This is a genomic window from Streptomyces sp. NBC_01306 (assembly GCF_026340465.1).
Classification (GTDB): domain Bacteria; phylum Actinomycetota; class Actinomycetes; order Streptomycetales; family Streptomycetaceae; genus Streptomyces.
In genome coordinates this window covers 3,695,914-3,720,662 of record NZ_JAPEPC010000001.1, presented here as the reverse complement: position 1 = coordinate 3,720,662, position 24,749 = coordinate 3,695,914, and the positions used below count along the sequence as shown (strand labels likewise).

At 68.0% G+C, this 24,749-nt stretch carries 17 protein-coding genes and 1 pseudogene; 9 read left to right on the top strand and 9 right to left on the bottom strand.

The features are described from left to right. Positions 1 to 25: 25 nt before the first annotated feature. Positions 26 to 2,740 (bottom strand): tetratricopeptide repeat protein, encoded by a 2,715-nt coding sequence (locus tag OG385_RS16260; RefSeq protein WP_266855378.1) that lies wholly within the window; start codon positions 2,738 to 2,740, stop codon positions 26 to 28. Between the two features lie 1,120 nt (positions 2,741 to 3,860). Between OG385_RS16260 and OG385_RS16255 the strand changes: the two genes are divergently transcribed. Continuing rightward, the gene (locus OG385_RS16255) at positions 3,861 to 6,809 is read left to right on the top strand and encodes a lipopolysaccharide assembly protein LapB (RefSeq protein WP_266855377.1); all 2,949 of its coding nucleotides are present in this window, start codon (positions 3,861 to 3,863) and stop codon (positions 6,807 to 6,809) included. A 256-nt stretch (positions 6,810 to 7,065) separates the two neighbouring features. Here OG385_RS16255 and OG385_RS16250 read toward each other — a convergent pair whose 3' ends face one another. Both OG385_RS16250 and OG385_RS16245 read right to left on the bottom strand, forming a co-directional pair. Further along, positions 7,066 to 8,202: a site-specific integrase gene (locus tag OG385_RS16250; protein WP_266855376.1), complete on the bottom strand. Its 1,137-nt coding sequence runs from the start codon at positions 8,200 to 8,202 to the stop codon at positions 7,066 to 7,068. A gap of 152 nt (positions 8,203 to 8,354) precedes the next feature. Then, on the bottom strand, positions 8,355 to 9,287 hold the full coding sequence (locus OG385_RS16245; protein ID WP_266855375.1) for a LysR family transcriptional regulator: 933 nt from the start codon (positions 9,285 to 9,287) through the stop codon (positions 8,355 to 8,357). Between the two features lie 74 nt (positions 9,288 to 9,361). Here OG385_RS16245 and OG385_RS16240 point away from each other — a divergent pair, with 74 nt between their 5' ends. Then, complete coding sequence (locus OG385_RS16240) at positions 9,362 to 10,120, top strand: hypothetical protein (RefSeq protein WP_266855374.1); 759 nt, start codon at positions 9,362 to 9,364, stop codon at positions 10,118 to 10,120. An 83-nt stretch (positions 10,121 to 10,203) separates the two neighbouring features. Continuing rightward, complete coding sequence (locus OG385_RS16235) at positions 10,204 to 11,217, top strand: DMT family transporter (RefSeq protein ID WP_266855373.1); 1,014 nt, start codon at positions 10,204 to 10,206, stop codon at positions 11,215 to 11,217. 17 nt (positions 11,218 to 11,234) lie between these two features. Here the strand turns inward: OG385_RS16235 and OG385_RS16230 are convergent, their stop codons facing one another. The 4 genes from OG385_RS16230 to OG385_RS16215 form a co-directional block, all read right to left on the bottom strand. Continuing rightward, the gene (locus OG385_RS16230; protein WP_266855372.1) at positions 11,235 to 12,335 is read right to left on the bottom strand and encodes a pyridoxal phosphate-dependent aminotransferase; all 1,101 of its coding nucleotides are present in this window, start codon (positions 12,333 to 12,335) and stop codon (positions 11,235 to 11,237) included. Then, a complete protein-coding gene (gene dapF / locus OG385_RS16225; protein WP_266855371.1) occupies positions 12,332 to 13,312 on the bottom strand; it encodes a diaminopimelate epimerase in 981 nt (326 codons plus the stop codon). Before dapF ends, OG385_RS16230 begins: the two co-directional genes overlap by 4 nt. A gap of 126 nt (positions 13,313 to 13,438) precedes the next feature. Continuing rightward, entirely contained in the window at positions 13,439 to 14,143 is a 705-nt protein-coding gene (locus tag OG385_RS16220; RefSeq protein WP_266855370.1) for a 2OG-Fe dioxygenase family protein, read from the bottom strand. Positions 14,144 to 14,246: 103 nt separating this feature from the next. Continuing rightward, complete coding sequence (locus OG385_RS16215; RefSeq protein WP_266855369.1) at positions 14,247 to 15,140, bottom strand: iron-containing redox enzyme family protein; 894 nt, start codon at positions 15,138 to 15,140, stop codon at positions 14,247 to 14,249. Between the two features lie 435 nt (positions 15,141 to 15,575). Here OG385_RS16215 and OG385_RS16210 point away from each other — a divergent pair, with 435 nt between their 5' ends. Together OG385_RS16210 and OG385_RS16205 are read left to right on the top strand one after the other, a co-directional pair. Further along, positions 15,576 to 17,381: a BTAD domain-containing putative transcriptional regulator gene (locus OG385_RS16210; protein ID WP_323183771.1), complete on the top strand. Its 1,806-nt coding sequence runs from the start codon at positions 15,576 to 15,578 to the stop codon at positions 17,379 to 17,381. A gap of 217 nt (positions 17,382 to 17,598) precedes the next feature. After that, positions 17,599 to 17,691, top strand: a pseudogene (locus OG385_RS16205) (VapC toxin family PIN domain ribonuclease); the annotation flags it as partial. Between the two features lie 261 nt (positions 17,692 to 17,952). On the opposite strand, the gene OG385_RS16200 reads toward OG385_RS16205, so the two are convergent. Then, on the bottom strand, positions 17,953 to 19,215 hold the full coding sequence (locus OG385_RS16200; protein ID WP_266855368.1) for a ricin-type beta-trefoil lectin domain protein: 1,263 nt from the start codon (positions 19,213 to 19,215) through the stop codon (positions 17,953 to 17,955). A 485-nt stretch (positions 19,216 to 19,700) separates the two neighbouring features. Between OG385_RS16200 and OG385_RS16195 the strand changes: the two genes are divergently transcribed. Then, positions 19,701 to 21,092, top strand: coding sequence for a sensor histidine kinase (locus OG385_RS16195; RefSeq protein WP_266855367.1), 1,392 nt, complete (start codon positions 19,701 to 19,703; stop codon positions 21,090 to 21,092). Positions 21,093 to 21,199: 107 nt separating this feature from the next. Here OG385_RS16195 and OG385_RS16190 read toward each other — a convergent pair whose 3' ends face one another. Beyond that, positions 21,200 to 21,844, bottom strand: a complete 645-nt coding sequence (locus OG385_RS16190; RefSeq protein WP_266855366.1) for a response regulator transcription factor — start codon at positions 21,842 to 21,844, stop codon at positions 21,200 to 21,202. Positions 21,845 to 22,180: 336 nt separating this feature from the next. On the opposite strand from OG385_RS16190, the gene OG385_RS16185 reads away from it, so the two are divergent. The 3 genes from OG385_RS16185 (at position 22,181) to OG385_RS16175 (ending at position 24,692) form a co-directional block, all read left to right on the top strand. Continuing rightward, the gene (locus OG385_RS16185; protein ID WP_266855365.1) at positions 22,181 to 22,939 is read left to right on the top strand and encodes a trypsin-like serine protease; all 759 of its coding nucleotides are present in this window, start codon (positions 22,181 to 22,183) and stop codon (positions 22,937 to 22,939) included. A gap of 233 nt (positions 22,940 to 23,172) precedes the next feature. Beyond that, positions 23,173 to 23,763, top strand: a complete 591-nt coding sequence (locus OG385_RS16180) for an RNA polymerase sigma factor (RefSeq protein ID WP_266855364.1) — start codon at positions 23,173 to 23,175, stop codon at positions 23,761 to 23,763. Continuing rightward, positions 23,760 to 24,692: a hypothetical protein gene (locus tag OG385_RS16175; protein WP_266855363.1), complete on the top strand. Its 933-nt coding sequence runs from the start codon at positions 23,760 to 23,762 to the stop codon at positions 24,690 to 24,692. The genes OG385_RS16180 and OG385_RS16175 overlap by 4 nt, the downstream gene beginning before the upstream one ends. The last annotated feature ends 57 nt before the right edge of the window (positions 24,693 to 24,749 follow it).

The following is a 24,749-nucleotide window of genomic DNA, read 5'->3' as shown; positions in this document are numbered from 1 at the left end:
GAGCCAGCACCCTGTCGAACGGCCGTCACGGGAGGCACCTCATACGCTCGACAGCCGCGTCCAGGTCGCTCTCACCCAGTTCTCGTAATAGTGCCTGGGCTTGCTGAATCGCCTCCTCGGCTTCCAGAGGCCGACCGGCTCCGCGGAGGGCGGCCGCAATCCAGACCAGCGTCCGGGCCTCTCTACTGCCGTAGGTCAAGGAGCGGTACAGATTACGAGCGCGCTCGAAGTCGGCAATGGCGGCCTCGTGATCTCTCAATACGAGCCGAACTCGGCCCATGCTGAACAGCAGATGCGCCAGGCCGTTGAGATCGTCCGTTCCTTCCAACAGCGTCAGCGAACGCCGGCAGTACTCCAGAGCCGCGTCGTAATGACCGAGGTCGTAGCGGGCACTTCCGATGCCGTTCAGCGCGGCTCCTTGGCCGAGGAGGTCACCAAGTTGCTCGAAGGCGGACAGAGCAGCGATGAAATGCTCCAACGCTTCACCCGGGGCTCCGCTCTCACGGAGTAGAACGCCCAGGATGTGCCTCCCGAGGGCAGCGCCTAGGACATCCCCGTCGTCCTCGCTCACTCGCACTGCGCGTCGTAGTTCACCCGTGGCACGCGGAAGGTCCGCGAGGCTCCGGTAGGTGCCGGCAAGCATCCGGTGCACCATGGCCACGTCGGCCGGACCGGCCTCCCGACCCGCGGCCTCAAGCGCACTGTTCAGGTACTTGAGCGCGTCCAGGTGGCGCCCGGATCTCCATTGGAAAGTCACCAGGACCATCGGGAGCAGCCACGTGTAGTGGTCGAGCCCACGCTTCTCCGCCAGACCGACGGCAGCCGTGAGGGTTGAGTACTCGGCCTCGAACCAGGACATCGCGTCCGCCGCATGGGTCGGTGTAACCACCTCGACATCGGGGGCTTCGCCGATAGGCAGTCGCCGGGCCGGATCCAGCCTCCGGTCGCACGCCCAGGCGTTGTGCAACAGGAAGCGGAGCACCCGCTCCACGACCCGCTCTCGCTCGTCTTCGTCCTGCCGGTCCGACAGTTCAGCGGTGTAAACGCGGACGAGATCATGCAGGGAGTAGCGCTCGAATACCGGCTCAGTCACCAGGCTCATCCGCATCAGCTCGTCGACTGCGTCGCTGACGCTGTCGATACCGTGAGTTTCGAGTGCGCGCAGTGCCACCCAGCTGATCGTCGGCCCCGGATGGACCGTCAACTGCCAGAGGAGGTTCGCCGCCGGTATCGGCAGCAACTTGTAGGAAGTTTCCAGCTGCAGGCGGACGCTCAGGCTCTCCGAGCCCAGGTCGAGAGAACGCAGCCGGGTTCTCTCCTGCCGCAGTTGGCGAACCATGCCTGCCAGCGCCTGGGACGGGCGTTCTTTGATCCGCGCGGCCATGATCCCCAGCGCCAAGGGCAAGCCTCCACAGTGTTCAACCAAGTCGTCAACGAAGGGGACGGCCGCACCCATCCGATCCTCGCCCAACCGGATTCGCAGCAGCTCAACGGCATCGTGCGAGTTCAGCGGAGCGAGGTCGACAAGCTCGGCACCCTCACGAATCGCCAGCCCGTGCAACTGACGACGGCTCGTAACGATCGCCGCGCTTGCCCCCGGGCCAGGAAGCAACGGGCGGACATGGTCCTCGTCGCGCGCGTTGTCCAGGACCAGCAGCAGCGAGCGATCTGCGAGAGCAGTTCGGTAAGCGGAGACCATGCCGTCCATCGTCGGAGTCGCTGGACGTACTCCGAGATCGTTCAGGAACCTGGCCAGGACAGCGCCGTGCCGTTCCGGTTCACCTGACGAAAAGCCACCGAGGTCGACGTAGAGAATTCCGTCCGAGAAGCTCCGTTCGGCCAGGGCGGCCGCCTCCATGGCGATGAAGGTTTTTCCTACACCAGGCATGCCTGTGAGCGCCGCGACTCGGCTCCTGCCAGGTGTCCGGCCGGCAAGGGTCTCCGCTATCCGGTCGAGCTGAGCTTGTCTGCCGACCAAACCGATGGGTGGGGAGGGCAGCTGCCTGGGGATCTGGCGGACTCGGACAGGTTCGGCACTGTCAGCGGTAGGAGCAGAAGTGTCCGTCTCTCCTGCCAGCAACAGGTGCATGGTGGGCCGAGCGAACTGACGCCCCCAGCGAGCAAGCAACGGCTCGATTCGTTCCGACCTGCCGAGAGCGCGCAGGGCACGCATCTGCGCTTCCAGCAACATCTCGTCGTCCGGCCAATGGGCCATCGCCGAGTCAGCCCGCTGCAACGCGGCGTGCGCTTCCCCGCACTTGAGCTCGGTCAGTGCACAGGCAATTGTCACGTTCCGTAATTCGGTGGTGAGTTCGATTCTCTTCCGAGAGAAGCCCGCGCCAGCCATGCCCTCCAGAGCCGTTCCCCGCCACTCGCCGAGTGCGGACCGGAGCGCGCTGAGCCGGCGCCGGGGATCATCGGCGACGTTCGCGAGGCGCTGGAAGGTTTGGAAGCGCACGTAGTCGACACTCTGTGGGTCCACCTGGATCCGGCAGAATCCCCGATCGTTCGGCTGGACGATGCCCGGGATTTCCATCCGTAACTGATGAGAATATTGGCGAATTCGATTCGCGTTCGACTCCTCGCCCGGCCATAAGAAGTTGGCGATAGTGGCGTGCGAGGCACGATACCCAGGCGCCATTAGCAGAACAGCGAGAAGTTCGAGGGTCTTCGTCGGCTTCATCGGGGCCGACTGTTCATTTGCCACAGCAAGCACTGGGCCCAGGATGCGAAATTCCATGATCATCACCTCTAGTCGCATGCGGCCTCGCACCGCGTTGGCTTTACCGGCAGGCACTGGAGAAGCATGGCATGGCGAGCGGGGCACCCATTAACGTTCGCCTAACGAAAGCAGTTTTGAACTTCCTATGCTGATCTGCAACGCTTCGAACATCCCACCCCGACCGCTCCAGCGGATCATCGGAGAAGGGCATACGGATGCCCCGCCATGGCGAAGGGGGCACACCACGCCACAGAGACCGAAGGTACGAATTCGGATGGTGGGAAACAGGTCACTTGAACAGGGAGGGATTCATGAAACCCGTACAACGTAAGAACCTTCGGCGTGACGCAAGCCGACCGGCACGGTACCGACGGCCCAAGGCCACGGTGCCCCCCAGGCGTCGGCGTAGGCCCCGCCCGCCCGCGCCGCAGCCGCCCTCAGCTGCACACCGCGCCGCTCTTCGCCGACCGGTCCGTCCGACGGCCCAACGGATCTACGAGGCCGAGCTGTTCTCCGACCTCGAGTAGGTCCCGAGGCGGCACAGCGACCTTGCCGAGCTACACGGCCGACACGGAGGCACTTTGGGAGGCAGGCCCGGAAGAACCGGCCTGCCTCCCGGCCGGAGAACCATCAGTAGCCGCATCCCGATCTATTCATGCTGGTAAGAGGGGTATAGAGCTTTGGAAAGCTGAGGGCGAAACACGCGTCGGTGAGCCCACCCGCGGGTTGCAGTATGCGTTGCATTCACACTGTGCCGGTACGATCAGCCTGCTTCCACCTGAGGATTACGCTGCTGGTCAGGACACTGACGGATCTGCCTGAACCCCCGGACGAACAGTTAGAAAGCGTGTTGGGGGCAACCCCTCACGAGTTCGAATCTCGTATCCTCCGCCATTGCTCTCACCGGGCAATATGTCGAAGGCCCCCGCAGCTCGCTGCGGGGGCCTTCGACGTTGAGGGTTGCAAATCCCATGGTTCGATCCTTGATCGCGAGGGACCATACTGCGGAGCAGCTAGCCATCTAGGCCGTGCAGAGAACCGCACAAGGAGAGGAGAGCGCGATGCCACTTGGACGACCAACTCACCGAGGACAGCGGCCGTAGCTCGTGCGTCTACAATCACCGGCGGGGAGGGCGCCGTGAGCGAAGTCGCTACCGGAAGTGAGCCGCACGGAGAGGTCCTCGGGCCGGATCATCCGTTGGTGTGCTCTGAGTTCCCCCACGCACCGCCACTGACATACACGGCCCCACTCCTGCTTAACACCGGCGACCTCACGTGGGAAGCCGTCGAGCACCTGGTGGCTGCTCTCACCTTGAAGGTCGACCAAGCCCGCGAAGCCCGGCTGTTCGGACGCCGTGGGCAGCCACAGCAGGGTATCGACGTCGTCGCGTTCCTTGATTCGGGGCCGACTTCGGTGTATCAGGCCAAGCGCTACGAGCGCTTTACCGCAGCCGATCTGAGGGACGCGGTAAAGCGCTATATGGAAGGTACACGCCCCTTCGCGGCCCAGCGCCTGGTCGTGATCACGACTGCGGACGCCTCGGACGTGAAGGTCGTCGAGACATTGGCGGAACTTCGCAAATCCCACCACAACCTGAAGATCGAACTGTGGGACCAGGGGCAACTATCGAACATTCTAAGGGGCTTTCCTGACCTGGTAGTCCGTTTCTTCGGGAGGGCCACTGCGGAGGCTTTCTGCAGGCACGAGACCGACCTCGCTCCGGACCGTCCCGGCGCGGCGATCGGCATGTTCACCGATCCGTACGCACTGGATGTCCACCGGGTGATCCAGACCGAAGGCGCGGCCACCGACGGCCGTCCCGCAATGCTTCCCGTCTACGTCGGACGCGGCCACGACTGCCTACTGGCGAAGGCCATGAGTAGCGCCATCAACGGCAACAGCGAGCTCGTCGTCCTCGTCGGTGAATCGTCGTCGGGGAAGACCCGCGCCTGCTGGGAGGCAGTGCAGACCCTGCCCGCAGACTGGCGACTCTGGCAGCCGATCGCCCCCGGCCCGGGTGAAGCACTTCTCAGGGGCATGGCTTCCGTGGGTCCGCGGACAGTGCTGTGGCTCGACGATCTCGCTGCTTTCCTGTCAGCCCCGGGCAGCGAACAGGGGGCTGCCGTAGCCGCTGGTTTGCGGGACCTTCTGAACGATGCGGCCCGCCGGCCCGTCCTGGTCCTGGGCACGCTGTGGCCCACGGAGTGGGAGAAATTCACCACCCGGCCCGACCCGGGGGAACCCGACCGACACAGGGAAGCCAGGGTCCTCCTCACTGGCCGCAGCATTCGCGTCCCCTCGGAGTTCGACGCGTCGGCGCTGAGCGAGGCGCGGGAGCACGCACGTACCGACACGAGGTTCGCTGAGGCGGTCGAATGCGCCCATGACGGTCGCATCACGCAGTATCTCTCCGCCGCCTTCGCCCTGATGGAACGCTATGCCACCGCTCCGGCGGCTGCCAGAGCGGTCCTACACGCAGCGATGGACGCCCGTCGACTCGGATGCCGGAAGGAACTCCCGCCCGCGCTGCTAGAGAGGGCCACCGCTGATTACATGGCCGACGACGAATGGGACGATCTGCCGGACGGATGGTTCGATGACACGCTGGCGTTCCTCGGGAGGCGGTGCCGGGGTGCCACAAGCCCACTCGTGAAGATGCGCCCGCGACCCAGCGCCCCGGCCGAGGTGGAACCGCGCTATCGGCTGGCGGATTTCTTAGATCAGTTCGGGCGGGTCAGCAGATCGACCATCGGTGCTCCGAACTCATTGTGGGAGGCAGTCGCCGAATTCTCGAACCCAGGTGATTACAGTGGCCTCGCCTGGGAAGCTCGAAACCGGGGTCTTTTCCGGCATTCCTTCCGGCTCCACCTCCGCGCGTTGAAGAGCGGGAGCGGGGAGACCTTGGATTTGGCCGGCGAGCTGATGGAGAGGGCCGGCTGGCACGATCAGGCGCTGCACTGGTACCGCTGCGCGATCGAAGCAGGTGATCACGGGACGCACGCCTCCCTGATCTCGCTCTCCGGCGCACTCGGCAGAGAACGCGAGGTCATGGACTGGCTGAGAGCCCGTGCCGAAGCAGGCGACGACCTAGCCCTGGAGTACGCCGCCGAAGACGCTCTCGCGAACCGTGGCCAGGGTGAGGCGATGGGCTGGCTCCAGCAGTTCATCGATCAAAGAAACGCCGTCGCACTTTTTTCGGTCGCGCAGAATGCCGAAGAGAACGGCCGTCAGGGTGAGGCGATCGACTGGTATAGGCGGGCAGCGGAGGCGGGCGACGCAGTTTCGGTGCTTCGATGTGCCCGTCTCGTGGCAACGGAAAGCGATGCGGAGGAAGCCCTCGACTGGCTTCAGGAGTTGGAACGGCGAGGCGTCAGGGTGTCGCGTGCGAAGGCCGAGGCCCTGATCGAAACGGACCGGCCGGTCGAAGCGCTCGCCTGCTACCGGGAGGTCGTAGCCGAAGGTGGCCGCATGGTTTTCGACGCCGCGGCTGACCTGGCGGTCGAATGCGAGGGCATGGAAAGGACTATCGAGTGGTTGGAGGCTCACGTGGCCGCCGGATCGATCGTGGCGTCGGCTTCCTTGGTGCGGATCCTGCTGAACGGCGGACGGACCGAAGAAGCGCTGCGCTGGTGCCGCGAAAATCTTCCGCGGCTGAACATGCCAGCGTTCCTTCTAGCGTGCGACCTCTCGCTCGCTGTGGACGGGTACGAGGCAACGATCGACTGGCTGGCCGAACTCGCCGAATCTGGGAACGCCGGCGCCCTGTGGCGATCGGCCTTCATTCGTACGGAGAACGGTCGACTCGAAGAGGCGCTGCAAAGCGCTAGGGAAGCGGCGAGCCGTGGGGTACCGACCGCCCACCAACTCGCAGGTTTCCTCGCCACCCAGGCAGGACGGGCGGAGGAGGCCGACGACTGCTACCGACGTGGAGCGCTGGCGGGCGAATCCTTCTGTATCGCCGAGTTGGCGGAGGTCCTGGAAGGGCTGGGCAATGAGGACGAAGCGGATCGCGTCCGCCGCTTCGGGCTCGAACCGAGTGGCCGGACGGAATCCGAGTGGAAGCCGGTGAACACACCAGTGTCATAAGGGGTGACTTCTGGCAGGCGAAGGGTTGCAGTTGGGGTTGCATTCACCCACGTCCGGACCCGTCCGGACGGGTTCGCCTCGGATACTCCGCTGCCGGTCAGAACGCCTACGAACCCCGCCGGACCCCCATACGAACATTTGGAAAGCGTGTTGGGGGCAACCCCTCACGAGTTCGAATCTCGTATCCTCCGCAGCTAGAAGGCCCGGACCGTTCACACGGTTCGGGCCTTCTGCTTGTGCAGTCTCAACCACAGTCTCAACGAGGCTGTTCGGGGGCTTCCTTCGATGTTCCCTCGTCGCTCTTCGCGACCTCCCAGATGAGTCCACCGACTTGCTTGGCCACGTCTTGCAGGATGCCGCCGGTCACGTGCTGGTACCGGGCGGCCATCGCCGTGGACGACCAGCCCGTGATCTGCATCACAACCCGCTCAGGCACTCCCAGGATGAGCAACACCGTGGCCGCCGTGTGCCGGGCATCGTGCAAGCGCCCGTCGCGCACCTTGGCGTCGATGAGCAACTGCTTCCACGCGTCGTAGTCGGTACTCGGCACCAAGGGGGCGCCGACGGGTGAGGGGAAGACGAACCCCGTCTCTCGCCACTCCTGAGCGGCCCGACATCGTTCCTGGTCCTGCTCCTTACGATGCAGCTCCAGGAGACGAACCAGTCCGTCCGGTACACCGATGGCCCGGCGGCCGGCACGGGACTTCGCGTTGGCCGTGTCCTCGTTCTTCCTGACTCGCTGCTTGCAGTAGCCGGGCTTGCTCCCGCACTCTCCACCGCAGCCGTGCAGGTACTTGGGCCGCAGACGGTTCTTGCGGACCCGCAGGATGCCTGCCGGGAGGTCCACGTCCGACCAGCGCAGCCCCAACGCTTCGCCCTGACGGAGGCCGAGGGCGAGCGCGATGGACCAGCGTGCGCTGTTCCGGATCTTGGCCGCTTCGGAGAGGAGTCGCTGCACCCCTTCGATGTCGTACGGCTCGACCTCTTCGTCTTCGATCCGGGGCGGAACAGCGAGCGTGGCGACGTTCCGGGGGACGTGGCCGCGACGCATGGCGTGGTTGAGCGCCGTTCGGATGGTGCGGTGAGCCTGGTGGGCGGTGGCGGGCTTACTGCCGTTGGCCAGCATCTTCGTGGAGAAGCGCTCCAGGTGTTCCGGCTCCAGCTTGTCGAGGCGGTGAGCGCCGGGACCGGGAGTCAGGTGGACTCTGACGGCAACCTCGTACCCGGCACAGGTGTTCTCCCGCACCGACGGTTCGGCGATCTCCTCCACCCAGTGCTGAAGCCATGTCTTGACGGTCCACACCCGTCCCGGCTTCCGGACCTTTCCCGCGTCTCCCTGCTTCTCCAGCTCGCGAACCTTCTTGATGACCTCCCCTTCATCGAGCTTGCTCATGACATGGCGTCGGTCCTCTGGAAAGCGTGTTGGGGGGCAACCCCTCACGAGTTCGGATCTCGTATCCTCCGCAGGCAGAAGGCCCGGACCGTGCAAACGGTTCGGGCCTTCGTCTTTTCCTGTCCCCCTTCAGCTTCTTTTCCTGTCCTCCTTCAGCTTCGCGGCTGGATCTCGGTGCCGACGGGCTCGACGGGCTCGACGGGCTCGGTGAGCGATGCGACCAGGTCGTCCACCACCGGTGGGCCGCCCGTGACGCGCAGGGCCTCGACGCGGTGGGACAGCTCCGGCTGTGTCAGTGGGATGCCGACCAGGTCCTGCCGCCCGGCGAGCGCGAAGCGTGGGAGGAGGCCCAGGCCCTGTCCTCCGGCAAGCAGCTCGGTGTACGTACGCACGTCGTGGCCGTCGTACCGCAGGGCCACCCGCAGATGGGGACTGTCTCCGACCACGGCGGACAGGTCCGCCAGGGGGGCGCTCACGCCCGGTGCGTCGATCCACCGGGCGTCGATCAGGTCCGCCAGCCGCAGACCCGTGCGGTGTGCCAGGGGGTGGTGGGGCGGCAGGGCCACCACCACCGGCTCCCGGCAGACCGGTACGCCGTGCAGCCCGGCCACCCGGGGCGGGCGCAGGGGGTCATCGGACAGGGCGAAGCCGTCGACCAGGCCGAGGTCCAGTTCGCCGGTGGCGACGCCCTCGGCGACGGCCTGGCGCGGCAGCGTACGTACCGTCAGCTCGTGCACGCCGGCCCGCCGGGCCACCTCACCGATGATGCGCAGTGCGTGTGCCGTGGCCGCCAGTGGACAGATGCCGACGGTCAGCCGCCCGGTGGTTCCGCCCTTCACCCTCTGGACTTCCGCGCGTGCGGCGTCGATACGCAGGAGGATCGAGGCCACGTGGTCCATCAGCCGGGTACCGGCCTCCGTCGGGCCGACCGGCCGTCGACGGACCAACTCGACGCCCAACTCCCCTTCCAGTGAGGCGATCTGCTGGGACACCGCGGACTGGGTGTAGCCCAGCTCCCTGGCGGCGTCGGAGAAGGAGCCGTGCGTGATGACGGCCGAGAAGGTCTTGAGCAGGCGTGGGTCCACCGGATCAGCATCACTTATCGAGGAATCAGAAGCTATCGTTTGTCCTTTTGCCATGGCTACTGGATGATTCCGGCGTGCCCACCACCGTCGCACCACACCCCCAGGCCGACCCGGACCTTTCGCGCACCCGGCCCGCCCGGATCGCGCTCGTCGGCGAGCGGTCGGCGGGCGTGCCCGCGCACACCCGCTATGCGCCGATGCTGGAGACGCTATGGCGCCGCGAACGGCTGTTGGTGGACGCCTACTGGGTGTCGACCGCGCAGCTCGACGGCCCCCGGGACCTGGCCGGGTTCGACGGCATCTGGCTGGTGCCGGGCAGCCCGTACCTGAGCGAGGCCGGAGCGGTGAGCGCTGTGCGCACGGCGCGCGAGCGGGACATCCCCTTGCTGGCGACCTGCGGCGGCTTCCTGCACGTCCTCCTGGAATTCGCCCGCCACGTCTGCGCGCTGGACGGTGCCGCACACGCCGAGAACTCCCCCGGCAGCCCGCTTCCGCTGATCGTGCCGCTGTCGCGCGACCTCGCGGGCCATGAGGGGACTGTCCGCATCGAGCCCGGCTCACTGGCCGAGGAAGCGCTCGGCGCGCGTACGACCGTGGAGCGCTACCAGTGCACGCACGCTCTGGACCCCCGGTACGCCGGCACCCTGCGCGACCACGGGTTGCGCTTCACCGGCCACGACGACGACGGCCACCCCCGCATCGCCGAACTGCCGGGGCACCCGTTCTTCCTGTCCACCCTGTTCCAGCCCGAACTGGCCGACGACACCTCCCGGCCCCATCCCCTGGTGCGCGCCTTCGCCTCGGCGGCGGTCGGGCGCAGCACGGAGACGTAATCGAGGGGCACAGGTCCGCCCCCGTGAAACGCACGACAAGAAACGCGCGACAAGAAACGCACGGAAAATCGAAAGGACCCGAAGTGGCAAGCTCCGTAGACGCCTTATCCGCTGTACCGGCCAAGTCGTGGGTACCTCAGTTCGTCATCTGCTCGATGATCTGGGGGTCTGGGTTCGCGCTCATCAAGATCGGTGTCGAAGCCGGCATCGAACCGGGTTGGGTCGCCTTCTGGCGGTGCTTCTTCGGAGCACTGGTGCTGTGGGGCCTGGTACTGGTGCGGCGGCTGGGGGTGCCGCGTGACCTGCGAGTGTGGGGGCACGCCCTGGTGGTGGGGACGGTGCTCAATGCCTTCCCCTTCACCCTGTTCGCCTGGGGCGAGAAGTACATCACCTCCGTCACGGCCGGGGTGTGGAACTCCACCATTCCCCTGTTCACCCTGGTCTGGGTAGTGGTCATGCTGCCGGACGAGAAACCGACCCTGCGGCGGCTGCTCGGCATCGCCACCGGCCTGGTCGGCGCCCTGGTGGTGCTCGGCGTGTGGTCGGGCGGGCAGTCCTCGCTGATGAAGGGGAGTGTGATCTGCCTGGTCGCCACCGCCTCGTACGGGCTGGGCTACACCTACACCCGCCGGTTCCTGTCCGGCGGAGACATCCCCGCGATCACCCTGACCGCCATCCAGGTCAGCTGGGCGGCCCTCGAACTCGCTTTGTGCGCACCGATGTTGAGCGGCACACCACACTGGGCCGGGACGGGGCCGATGGCCGGCATGGTGGTGCTCGGCGCCGTGGGCACCGGGCTCGCGTACATGTGGAACCTGTCGGTGATCCGCGCCGTCGGCTCGACGGTCGCCTCCACGGTTGCGTATCTGACCCCGCTGTGGGCGGCGATCGTCGGGGTGTTCTTCCTGAACGAGTCGCTGGGCTGGAACACCGTGGTGGGCGCGGTGCTGATCGTCAGTGGCGTACTGCTGACCCGCACCGCGCCGTCACGTCCGGTGGCCGGGGCCGGAGCCGGGACCGCAGACGAGGCCGAAGCCGTACCCCGGCCACCCGAGGAGGAGAAGGAAGAGGAGACCGGCCAACCGGCGCGATCCTGAGGGAGGCCGGTACGCCCTCAACCGCCGGACGGCCCGTCCGGCAGCAGTACGGTGTCCAGCCGCCGCAGGCCCTCGGTCACCGTGTCGATCTCGCGGGCGAAGCCGAGCCGGAAGCCTTCGTCTGAGCCCATGGTCTCCCCGGGGGTCAGCAACAGACCGGCCTCCAGCGCCCGGCGGCACAGCGCCAAGGAGGTCTCGCCGGTACGCAGTTGTATCCAGGCGAAGGGCGTGCCCTGTGGCGGCGCCAGCCGGACGGCATCCGGGTGGCGGGCCGCCCACTCCTCGACGAGCCGCAGGCCCGGGGCGCACAGCCGGTGGTACTCCCGCGCGTAGTCCTCGTGCCGGTCCAGCGCCGAGCAGGCCAGGGCCTCGCACAGCACGGAGTTGGCGATCGAGGTGAGGAACTTGCGCTCCGCGCAGGCTTCCGCCACCTGCGGCGCGCCGTACACCCAGCCTGTGCGCAGACCCGGCAGGCCGTAGGTCTTGGACAGACCGGAGACCGAGATCACCCGGTCCTGGCCCACGGCCGGGGAGCGCGACAGATCGATCGCGTACTCCTCGTCGACCAGCAGATAGGCGTCCCGCTCAGCCACCAGCGCCACCAGCGCCCGAAGTTCCTCCTCCTCGACCCGGCGGCCTGTGGGGTTGCAGGGCGAGTTCAGCGCGATCAGCCGCAGGTTCTCACCGGCCGCCGCGGTCACGGCGGCGGCGTCCGCGGACAGATCCGGTCCGTACGGCAGGACCGTCACGCTCGCGCCGAGCCGGGGCGGCAGGTCCAGCAGCGGCTGCCATCCGGGGTTGAACGCGATCACCTGGTCGCCGGGCCGCAGCAGCACGTCGAACAACAGGAACAGCGCCTCCTGCGCGCCGTGCGCGACGGTGACCGACTCCGGCCGGCCGCCGTACAGTCCGGCGATCCGGTCGCGCAGTTCCGTGGTGCCCCGGTCGGTCCCGTAGCCGAGCTCAAGGTCCGCGGGGACGCTCAGGTCGGACAGTCTGCGGCTCGGTACGTAGCTGTTGCCGAGGTCGATGTCGTAGCGCCCGGCGGAGTCGACGAACGTCCAACGGGCGATGGAGTAGAACGGCTTCGCGGCGATGCCGGCGTCGAGGGGCGTCATGCGGCAGTCCCCTGCCCGGCCGGGGCACCGGCGGTCGGCCTGCTGGTGTCCGTTTCCGGTGCGGGCGGGCCTGTTACCGGCGTGTCCGGTGCGGCCGTGTCCAGTGCGGCGGGCAGTCCGAGACGGGCGCGGAGTCGCGGTGCCAGGAATCCGGCCGCGACCTGCTCCGAAGCGCCGGACAGGGTGACCGCGCCCTGCGCGTCGATGGCCGTCTCGAAGGCACCGCCGGGCATCCGCACCCGTACCGCGTGGTCCACCAGGCCCAGGGCATGAGCGGCGCTGGCCGCGGCGCAGGCGCTGCTGCCGGAGGCCAGGGCGTAGCCCGCGCCGCGCTCCCAGATCTCGATCTCCACCGTCTCGCGGTCGAGCACGCGCATGAACTGCACGTTGGTCCGCTCGGGGAAGGCCGGATGGCCCGCGATCAGCGGCCCCACCTCATGTGCCAGCGCGGCGGACACCTCGGGGAGCGGGACGACGGTGTGCGGGTTGCCGTTGTTCAGACAGGTCACCTGGAGCTGTCGCCCTGCCACGTCCAGCGGCCGGGCCACGACGGGGCCGGGCAGGTCCTGCGCCGGAATGTCCGCCGCCTCGAAGGTGGGGCGGCCCATCTCCACCCGGGCGATGCCCTCGTCGAGGTCCTCGATCCGCACCGCGGTGTCGCCCGCGAGCGTACGGATGACGACGTCCCGCGCTCCCTGGTGGTACTGGTAAAGGTGGAGGGCGAATATCCGCAGTCCGTTGGCGCTCCTGCCACAGACGCTGCCGTCGGAGTTGAAGGCGCGCAGGACGACCGGCTCGCCGTCTCTCACCGCGCCGACCGGTCCCAGCAGGACCCCGTCAGCACCGATGCCGAAGTGCCGGTCGCACAGCAGGCGGGCGGCCTGCGCGGTGGACGGCAGCCCCAGCAGGTCGATCCGCTGCGGATCGATGACCAAGTAGTCGTTGCCCAGTGCCTGGTACTTCACGAAGTCGTACATGTGCCACCTGCTTCCGGGAGTCGTGACGGTGCCCGACCGGTCGCCCGACCGCTCGGGGGTCGTACACCGACGAGAGATGCTCGTACGGTGTGCGGCCCCCGGCGGTCCGGACCCAGAACCGCGCCCCTACATCCCCGACGGCTCCGGCACGTCGTCCAGGGCCGCCTCGTCGTGCTGGTCGCCGTACCACTTCTCGCTCCAGCGGGAGAAGGCGACGATGAGGATGTCGCGGTGCCCGGGACCGCCGTCGGCGGAGAGCACGTCCGTGACGTCGTGTGCGAGCGCCCGGTCGTCGAGCAGCACAGCCTGACCGGCATCCAGGGTGCCGGCCCAGAACGGCTCCTCCGCGCCGGGCTCCCACAGCCGGGTCAGACCGCCCCCGACGTTGTTGCGCCGCAGGACGGCGATCATGACGAATTCGTGCCCGTCGTGGTGCACGCCCTCCGGCGTCAGCGGGCCGGGCTTCTCACCGGTGGCCCGGGTGCGGTTCTGATGGACGTTGATCTGCCATTCGTCCTTGGTGTCAAGGGGGAACCCCTCGGCCCCGGCCCGGATGAGCGGCGTGAAATCCACCTCGATCGGCAGATATCCCCGGCGGATACCACCGGCGACGTTATTGAACTTCTTGAACGTGGTGTAGTCCCGGTGCGGCAGGAGTTCAAAACCCCAACCGGCACTCTCCGTGAAGCTCATGCGGTACTGCGAGAACCGTTTGTACCGGGTGCCGTTGCCCATGTACTCGTCTACCGGGCAGTTGTCATAGCTGGCCAGCACATTCGGCTGGACCGCCGGGATGTCGATGATCGAGAAACGCTGGTCGGTCAGTGGCATATGACTCGCCTTTCATTCCGTGAGGCTTGTTCCACGAGGTGCTTCCGGCCGGGTACGGGTCCGGGTGCAGGCCCGGGTCCGTCGGACGGGGCTCCGCGCCACGTCATCCGGTGACGAGCGCGGTGGTCTCCGCGGCGACGCGGTCCTCCGCCTTCTCACCGGCCACCCGTCCGGGCACCTCGGCCAGCCGTTCGTCCAGATAGCGCGCCGAGGAGTTGAGCCGCCACAACGCCCCGCGGGCGATTCCCAGTCGCATGTACTCCGACGGCGCGGCCGGTTTCACGATGTTGTGGAACCAGCCCGCGGCGTGCTGGGAGTCGATGGTGATGTGCAGACGGTGGTAGACGATTCCCACGTCCGGCAGGCCGAGTCGTTCCCACGCGCTCACCACCTGCACGAAGCGGTCCGGCACCAGCCATTCCGTCATGCCCAGGAAACCGACGGCCTCCGGATACCGGTGCCGGTACCGGCTGAGGAGCACTGCGAGATTTCCGCTCAGGAGTGCGGTGGCGGTCAGCGTCTCCTCCAGCTCCGTCTCGGACACCTCGAACACGTCGAATATCTGGTTGAAGAGAGTGGTGTGGACCTCTTCGGGCTTTCCATTCCCCATCTCGTCCCAGAAGTTGGACGCGATCTCCATCTTCGCGGCACCGCTGGTGCCCACCTGCATCAGAGCCAGCAGGTCGTCGAACCGACCGTCGACCACGGACTCCTGGATCATGTACGTGCGCACGTCCGCCGCGGTGGCGTGGTTGCGGATGAAGTCCGTGTAGTACGGGTGCTTGAAAACGCGGTGCTGCCTGGCCTGTCCCTTGAGCCAGGAAAGGAACTCACCGGGGTCGGAGGGCAGTCCCTCCAGGAGCGCGGCGTCCAGCTGCCGGTCCTCGCCGAGCAGCGTCGCCTGCTCCAGCAGCCGGGTCACCTCATGGACCGCGAGCGAGCCCTCTGCTGTCTCCGCATCCGGGATACGCGTGATCAGGTGGTAGATACGGGACAACAGGAGCTGTTGGTGATAAAAGCTCTCCGGATCTCCGGACAAGGCATTTTCGTTCAGCTCGGCAACTGCCGTCCTTATCCTGTCACGTTCCGATCCTGTGAATTGTCGATCCACCTCGTCGGCGGGCCTTGACAACCAGTCGGAGATCTCCTTGACCAGCATGGATGAGTCGTACACGCCCACTCCTTCGTTTTCCTGCGTGAGGTTCCTGAGGGCACTTGCGGCAATTCTCGGCCACTCGGCCGTTGCCGTTACAGAATGACCGAGAAACAACTTGCATCGAACGCGGACCTCGTCCGTCTAAAGAATCTCAGGCAACTGTGGCGTCTCAGTGGCTGGACGGTGGCGCCGGCGCCTGGCAGCATGAATTTGCCGGCCTCCTATGCGCCAATAAAATGCCCGCTCCGCGCCGCACAGCGGCACAGGGGCCCGTAGATGGGACGCGAGATGGTGACGCAAAGCAACCTAAGCTTCCAATTACTTGGGCCATTGCGTGTGCTGCGCGGGGAGCGAGAAGTGCCCGTACCGGCGGCGAAGTTAAGAATCTTACTGGCGTCGATGCTGCTGCGTGCCAATCAAACGGTTTCCATGGATGAATTGGCCGCATATCTATGGGGTGAAAATCCACCCGAAGGCGCCCATACGACGCTGCGCTCCTATGTCATGAGATTGCGCCGGATACTGAGCCCATCCTCCGACGAGCGGCTGGAGCCGATCCGTACCCTTCCGGGCGGCTATCTCATGACCGCGGACGACTCCCAGCTGGACCTGCTGCGTTTCCGCAGCACGCTGACAATGGCCCAGCGCATGGCTGCCGACCGGGACCACCGAAGGGAAAGCGCACTGCTGCGCGAGGCGCTGGGCCTGTGGCGCGGGCCCGCACTGTCGAATGTGCCCTCGGACGTCCTGCACCGCGATTTCGTCCCGGGGCTCACCGAACGCCGCTACTGCGCGCTGGAGCAGCGCATCGACCTCGATCTGGAACGCGGGGCGCATCGCGAGGTCGTCGTCGAACTCCGCGACGAGGTGCGCACGTGCCCGTGGCGGGAGCACTTCTGGGCACAGCTGATGCTGGCGCTCTACCGGCAGGGCCGCCAGGCCGAAGCACTCGACGCGTTCCGGCAGGTCAGCGAACGGCTGCGGGGTGAGCTCGGAATCGCCGTCGGTTCGGAACTCAGGCTTCTGCACCAGCAGATCCTCACCAACGACCCGACGCTGAACCTGCCCCTCCGCTCCACCTCGACAACACTCGCGGCGAAGGCTCGTGTCGCTGTCCCCGACGAACTGCCCCCGGATACAGGAGACTTCATCGGGCGTCAGGAGGAGCTGAGCCAACTGCGCGACCTGCTGTCGCAGCGGGTGTCCCGGACGACGGTCTGCGTGGTGGACGGTCTGGCGGGCATAGGCAAGACCGCCTTCGCGGTGCACCTCGCCCATCAGCTGGCCCCCCGCTTTCCGGACGGCCAGCTCTTCGTCGACCTCCGGGGTTTCGCGCAGCCCAAGCGCCCTGTCGAACCGGCCACCGCGTTGGAACTCGTACTGCGTTCACTGAGTGTGCCGGGCTCTGAGATACCGCCGCACGAGGGCGCACGCGCGGCGCTCTTCCGCAGTCTGACGCGGGACCGGCGGATGCTGCTGGTACTGGATGACGCGGCGGACGAGGCGCAGGTCCAGCCGCTGCTGCCGACCGCGCCCGGCTGCCGGGTCATCGTCACCAGCCGCCGACGACTGGCCCGCCTGGACCAGGCGCGGCTGCTGACCCTGGACGTACTGGACCAGGCCGAGGCCGCCCAACTGCTGACTGCCGTCGTCGGTCCGCACCGCATCGAAGCCGAGCCCGTCCAGCTGGTCGAATCGGTCGTCCATCACTGCGGACACCTGCCTCTGGCTGTCAAACTCGCCGGTGCCTGGCTGCGGGGCCACCCGGGCCGGAGCCTGAACCAGCTGGCGGAGCGCCTCTCCTCGGGCCATTCCATCGACGCCTACGGAGTCGCCCCGTCCCTCCAGCTCTCCTATCTGCGCCTGTCCGTCCCGCAGCGGCGCATGCTGCGCGTCCTCGGGCTGCGCCAGGTACCCGACATCGACGTTCAGACCGCAGCGACCCTCGCCGGCGTCACACCCCGCGAGGCCGAGACCTACATGGAGAGCCTCGCCGACGCCAACCTCCTCCAGGAGCCGGTCCCCGGCCGTTACTTCCTGCACAACCTGGTCCGGGCCTTCGCCGCAGGCCAGACAGCCTGAGGAGCCAGTGAGGGCGACAGCCGACCGCCGCAACGAGTTCCTGCTGCTGCGCTGGATCGGCACGACCGGCCGACAGCTGCGGGCGATACTGCGCGAGGAGACGCTGCCGGCGGTGGCGCTGGGCACGGGAGTGGTGTACGCGACGCTCTCGGCCAATGCCACGGGGATGACTTTCCGCCCCGTACGCCCCGACCCGTACGCCCCGCCGCTCACGTACCTGACGCTCCTGCACCGCGACCACGACTTCGAATGCATCGCCTCCGTCACCGGCCGGGCCATGCAGTGGTGCGGCCCGGTGACCGGAAAATGAACGCCCGCACGGCCCCAGTTCTGGTCTCATTCGCAGGCGTACACCACGGTTCGGCAGTCATGTAGCCGCTGGCCGCGCCGCAGGTCAGGGCGCCCCCGTACACCCCCGAACCCCCGGGCGAACATTTGGAAAGCGTGTTGGGGGCAACCCCTCACGAGTTCGAATCTCGTATCCTCCGCACTTGCCCTCAGCGGGCACGATCTCGAAGGGCCCCACCGTTCGCGGTGGGGCCCTTCGGCGTACCGGGAGAGAGGCTGGGGCTCAGGCCAGGGCGAACTTCTGGGCGGTCGAGCCGTTGCAGTCGTAGATCTGGAGTCGGGTGCCGTTGGCGGTGGCGCCGGACGGGGAGTCGATGCAGCGGCCTGTGAGCGGGTTGGAGAGCGAACCGTCGGCGTTGGCGACCCAGTTCTGGTAGCCGCCGCCGTTGCAGTTGGCCAGTTGGAGCTTGGTGCCGTTCGCGTTGACGCCGCCGGCGATGTCCAGGCACCTGCCGAGGGTCCGCAGGGTCTGGCCGCTCCAGGTCCAGTGCTGGTCCTTCGCCGCCGTCTGGCAGTCCCAGAGCTGGACGGCTGTGCCGTCGACGCCGGTGTCGTCGCCCGCCACGTCCACGCACTTGCCGCCCGGACCGATGATCGTCCGGCCGGTCCCCGAACCGCCTCCGGCCGCCTTGTTGTACACGGCCACCGAGTCGACCACCAGCTTGCCGCCGGAGACCGTGGCCGCGTTCGGACCGCCGCCGTACGCGGCCGGGAAGCCGCCACCGATAGCCAGGTCGTAGATGATGAAGAAGGGGTGGTCGATCGCGTCGGCCCAGGTGGCCGCATCGACCTGGTTGGCCTTGACGGTGAAGAAATTGGTCCCGTCGAGGTAGAACCGGACCTGCTCCGGCGAAACCGAGCGGTCGATCTCCACCGCGTAGTCGTGGAAGCCGGTCTGGCAGCCCGCACAAGCACGCTCGCCTGAGCCGATGCCGGTCGACTCGTTGCACGGGCCGCCCGGGTTCACGCCGCAGTGAATGGTGCTGAAATCGGAGCTGCGGCCGTTGATGTCCTCCATGATGTCGACCTCACCGGACTTCGGCCAGGTCACGCCGGACCGCAGCGTCGAGCCGAGCATCCAGAACGCCGGCCAGTAGCCCGCGCCGTTGGCGGTGGTGACGTTGGGCTGCTGGAGGACGGACTCGATGCGTACGACGCCGCCGGCCGGAGCGCCGAAGGCCGCCGACTGGGTCTCCACGCGTCCGGACGTCCAGCCGCTCGCCGGGTCGGAACCGGAGTGCAGGGCCTGGAGCACCAGATGGCCCTGGCCGTCGTAGTGGACGTTGGACGTACTGCTGGTCATGGTCTCGATCTCACCGGTGCCGAACGTGCTGCCCGCACCGGTGTCGTACTTCCACAGGCTCTGGTCGATGCCGGTGCCGGAGGCACCGTTGAAGTCATCGCTCCAGGTGAGGGTGAATCCCGACGGCGGCGAGGGCACCGTCGCCTCGGCGTTCGACGAACCGACGAGGGTGGTCGCCACCATGACGGCGACGACAGGGAGCAACCCGAGCGTTCTCTTCCACCCGCTGCCCCGCCGTCTTTCCCGGCTCAAGCGCATGCGTCCGACCTCCGTGGGAGATGGGAGGGGATAGGCGCGCTTTCGTCGCGTCCACACCGCCTCTGACGGGACATCACCGGGGCGCGGTGCCGAGGTACGTCGGCCCGTCCCGGCAGGGGCGGACACCCAGGCATGTCATGCACACAGCGTGTCGAGGGGCCAGGTGTTCGGCAAGATGGCCGGCACGCCCATCTTTCGGCGCGGCCCGTGGGGCGGCATGGCGACGACTGCGGAGAGGGACGCGGTGCTCCCGTGGGGATGGCGCCGGAGGACCGGGAGAGCGTCGGCACGGAGCACGCGAGGCCGGAGGAGGCGGCGGAGGCGGAGGAGGCGGCAGCACGGGGCCGATATCGTTACGGGGTTGCAGTTCGGGTCACTTGCCATGATCCGGCACCCCCTATCCTCGCCGGGTGAGAACCACCAGTCGCACTCGTCAGCTCGGGAACACGCTGCGCAGCTGGGCGCTCCTGCCCGCCGGCGACGGAAGCGCGGCGCAGAGCCCCGTGGCGCGGCCCGTACCCCGCTCGCCCCTCCTGCCCGCGCGTGCCATGGATCTGTTGCTGACGGCCGCCGCGTTGTTGCTCGCAGTATGGATCAGCGCCCAGAACCCCTCCATGGGACCGGCCGCTCCCTGGGCGAATCTGCTGATCGCCGCGGTGAGCGCACTGCCGCTGCTCGCACGGCGCCGGGCGCCCGAACTGGTACTCGCCATCGGGATGCTCGCCAAGATCCTCCAGGTCTCGGCTTTCGCGACGCCGCTCGCCTACTACGCGGAGGGTGCCTATCGCGGCCCGCACAGCCGCCGGATCGTCTGGGCATCGGCCGGTATCGGGCTGGTGGCCCTCGCGCCCTGGAATGCGGCAGCGTGGTCCAGCTACCGGACTGTGGTGACCTGGTTCGCGGTGAACTTTGTCTTCTCCTGCCTGGTGCCGCTGCTGCTGGGGCTCTACGTGGGCCAACGGCGAGCCGTCGTCGCCGGTCTCGTCGAACGGGCGGAGCGCGCCGAGCGGGAACAGCGGCTCGTCGCCGAGGCCGCGCGGGAGCAGGAGCGCCGGCGCATCGCCGGAGAGATGCACGACGTGGTCTCCCACCAGGTGAGTCTGATCGTCGTACACGCCAACGCGCTCAGCGCCGTCGCCCACGACCCGGAGGTTACGGGCGAGACCGCGCAGATCATTCAGACGGCCGGCCGGCGCGCGCTCACCGAACTCCGCGAGATGCTCGGGCTGCTCAGAAACGGCCCGGCCACCGGGGCGGGGGAGCCACCGGCAACCACGGGAAGCGACGCCGCGGAGGGTGGGCCAGGGGCCGCCCCACACGATCCTGCCGCATCGGCCGAGCGGCGGCCTGTCCCCGGGGCGGCCGTCGACAGGATCGCCGAGCTGGCCGAGGGCTCCCGGACCGCCGGGCTGCCCGTCACCGTGCTCGTCGAGGGCGCGCCGCAGCCGCTGGGAGAGCCCGTCGAGCGTGCCGCACACCGGGTCGTGCAGGAGGCTCTGACCAACGTGCACAAGCACGCCCCGGGCGCCACGACGCAGATTCGCCTCGCCTTCGGCCCGCGAACCGTACGGGTACAGATCGTCAACGGCCCGCCAGGAAAGCGCCCCGAGCCGGCTGCCGACGGTGAGCCTCTGCTGCCCAGCGGGGGACACGGGCTGATCGGTCTGATGGAGCGGGTCCGCCTGGCCGGAGGCACCATGGGGTCCGGGCCCACCGGTGACGGCGGCTTCCGGATCGATGCCGCGCTGCCCACCTCGGTGTCCGGAGCATCCACAACCGGGGCATCCACAACCGGAGTTTGAGTCTGCCGGAGATCGTGGCGTTCCGCCGGGCACCCGCCTCGCCGATACGCCGCACGCCGTGTCCGACGAGCGGCAGCACTCGGTGATGTCACCGGCAAGTCAGGCGTTCAGATCGGTCCGGCGTCGTGGGTGATGAGCGCGACCTGGGTGCGGTTGGCTGCGTCGAGCTTGGTCATGATCCGGCTGAGATGGACCTTGACCGTGGACTGGCTCACGGACAAGTCGGTGGCGATCCGGGAGTTGCTGTGGCCCTGGGCGACTGCCACGGCGACCTCGCGCTCGCGTGCGGTCAGCTCCGCCATCCGCGACCGCGCCCGCGGGGCGGCCGCACTCGTGGCGAAGACGGACAGCAGCTTGGTGGTGATGCGCGGTGAGAGCATCGCCTCGCCGCGCGCGAGGACCCGTACCGCTTCGGCCAGTTCGCGCGGCGAGGTGTCTTTGAGCAGGAACCCCGCCGCGCCGTGCCGGAGTGCGGCGTAGACGTATTCGTCGACGTCGAAGGTGGTGAGCACCGCGACCACTGGAGGATCGGGCAGCGCGGTGAGCTGCCGGGCGACCTCCAGGCCGCCGACGCGGGGCATCTGAATGTCGGTGAGCACCACGTCCGGGCGGTGCCTGGCAACCAGGTCCACTGCCACCGAGCCGTCATCGCCCTCGGCGACCACCTCGATGTCCGGCTCGGCGTGGAGGATCATCCGGATGCCCTTGCGCACCAGCTTTTCGTCGTCGAGGAGGACTACCTTGACGGTCACTCACGCCACCACCTCGTCCGCGTACGGGCAACTTCGCCTGCACACGGTATCCGCCGTCGCCGGTGCTGCCCGCACGCAGTGATCTGCCTGCCCGCATCACGCGTACCCGCATCCCGTCGGTCGTCCCGCAGCACGATCCAGCGGGCGTGCCGTAAGACTTTCGGGCAGGTCCGCCCGGCCGGGAAGGGTGACGCGCCGAGGGTGCCGACCGGGACAGGCTGGACCCCGTCGGATCCGGCCGGGTCCGACGTGAAGGTTCGGATCCAGAAGTTCGGGCGGGCCCCAAGGGGACTTCAACTGACTTCATGCCGACTTCGACAAGACGCAGGAGGACAGATGACCAAGCGCGGCAGGGCGGCACTGTGTGCAGTGGCGGGGGCGATCACGCTCACCATGGCAGCGGCACCGTCGGCTTCAGCGATCATCGGGGGACACGATTCCACCGCGCCGTACCCGTTCATGGTGAGCATCCAGAAGGACGGCCACCACTACTGCGGAGCCTCCCTGATCAAACCGGACTGGATCGTCACCGCCGGGCACTGCACGGTGAACGTCAAGCCCCAGCAGCTTTCCGTGCGGGTCGGCGACCACGATCGGACGAAGGGTGCCAAAGCGAAGGTCATCAAGGTCATCGCACACCCGGACTTCTCCTACGAGCCGTTCCGCAACGACGTGGCCGTCATGAAGCTGGACCACCCCGTGGACGCCAAGCCCATCAAACTGGCCGCGAAATCCGGGCCGGTGGGCACCAGCACTCGGATCCTCGGCTGGGGAATGACCTGCGAGGACGGCCACGACTGCCCGAACCCCCCGATCCGTCTGCAGGAACTGGACACCACGCTCGTCCCCGACGACCGGTGCAGCGAGAACTACAACCCGGCCAACGAGCTGTGCACCGACAGCCCCACCAAGAACGCGCAGGCGTGCATCCTCGACTCCGGCGGGCCGCAGATCAAGGGCCGTCCCGGGCGGTGGGAACTGATCGGGGCAACCAGCCGCGACGGCGACGCCGACCCGGAGTGTGCCACCGGTCCCGGCATCTACACCGACCTGACGGCCCACCGCGCATGGATCGAGCGGGCCACCGCGAAGTGATGGGCGAGGCCCCGACCGATTGGCGAATTCCCGCGGTCGGGGCCTTCGTCGTTCCGTGGTTGCCGTTGTGCGGACCGTCCGGCATCCCGGACACCGCAGCGCGATCGATCTCCTCTCGGCCTGCAACAGCCGGGACCGATGTTGGCACCATCCACGCGGAGCGCGAACGCAACGAGGGCCGCGAGACAAGTAGAGGGTGAGACCGTCACCCGGCGGTCGGAGACGGAGATTCCGTGGAATCGGAACGCGACGAACACGGCGACCGCCGCAGTGATGCCCAACTGTCCATGGCCGCCGACGATCCGGCGGCGTTCACGCCGCTGGTCGAGAAGCACTCGGCGGCCCTGCACGGCTACTTCGCGCGGCGGATGCCGGGCGCGGCGGACGATCTGCTCGCCGAGGCATGGCTGCAGGCGTTTGCCGCGCGGCGAACGTTCGACCCTTCGCGCGGATCCGCACGCGGCTGGCTGTTCGGGGTGGCCCGCAACGTCCTCGCGGGCCATGTGCGGCGGGCGGCGCGGGCGGAGGTCCTGTCGCAGACAGAGGTCACCGACCCGTGGCAGGCCGTGGATCAGCGGCTGGACGCTGCGACGCTGGCGCCCGCACTGCGCAGCGCACTGGCCGAACTGCCTGCGGCGGAGCGGGAGGTGATGCTCCTCGTCAGCTGGGAGCAGTTGACGCCGGCCGAGGCGGCCGCCGCCGTGGGCATCCCCGCCGGAACGGCCCGTTCGCGGCTGCACCGGGCACGGGGCAGATTGCGCGAGCGGATCACGCAGGCCCGTCCCGCGGGACGGAATCTGGCCGTGACGGGAGACCTGGCATGAGTACGTACGACATGGAGGAGACGGGCATGACGGAGCGACAGGCACTGCTGGACTTCCCGGGCGCCGAGGCGCTGCAAGCGGCGGGCAGGGTCGAGCCGCCGTCGGCTCCGGCGCTGGCCCGGGCGCTGGCGGCGGTCGAAGGAGCCGTGCGGGAGGACGCGGGCCGGGCTCCGCTCCAGGACGCGCGGAAGGACTCCGTGGTGACGCCGTTCCGGAAGCGCCGCCGCGTCATCGCCGTCCTTGCTGCCGCCGCGGTCGCGGCCGGCGTCGTGGTGACGTCCGCGAACATGGGCGGGGCGCCTTCGGGTACGCAGCACGGGGCGCAGGCGCAGTCCGCTGCGGGCTTCCTGAACAACGTCGCCGAGGTCGCCGCCACTCGGTCGACCGGCTCGGGGAAGTACTGGAAGACCCACTTCAAGACCATCGACGTGTACACCACGCGGTCCATGGAAGTCAGCTACGTCGTCGCCGGCAAGACCGTGCGCAAGGGGCAGGACCCAGGCTGGAGGCTCGGCTCGAAGGTCCTCGACTGGAACGCCCTGGACCACCTCACCACGAACCCGACGCCGCTGCTCCGGGAGATCGAGCACACGACGAAGGCCTCCGCGGACGGGACTGAGGACCCGGGCACGCTCGGCTTCGTGCAGGCGAGCACCATGCTCGCCAACGCCCCCGCCAGCCCCGCACTGCGCAGCGGGCTGTTCAAGGCACTCGCCCAGCTGAAGGGCGTGAGCGTCGTCGGCACCGTCAAGGACAGCGCCGGGCGCAGCGGGACGGAGCTGGCCTTCCAGGGGGGTGTCGGCGTCACCAAGGTGATCATCGACCCGAAGACCAGCACGCTCCTGGAACTCATCGAGCCGTGGCGAAGCGAGAAGGACGAGCACCAGGCGATCTACCTGTCCGCCGGCCTGACGGACAAGATCGGCTGACCGACAGGACCGGCTGACCGACGCAGCGGCCGTGGCGCACAGCCGGCCCGCTGCGTC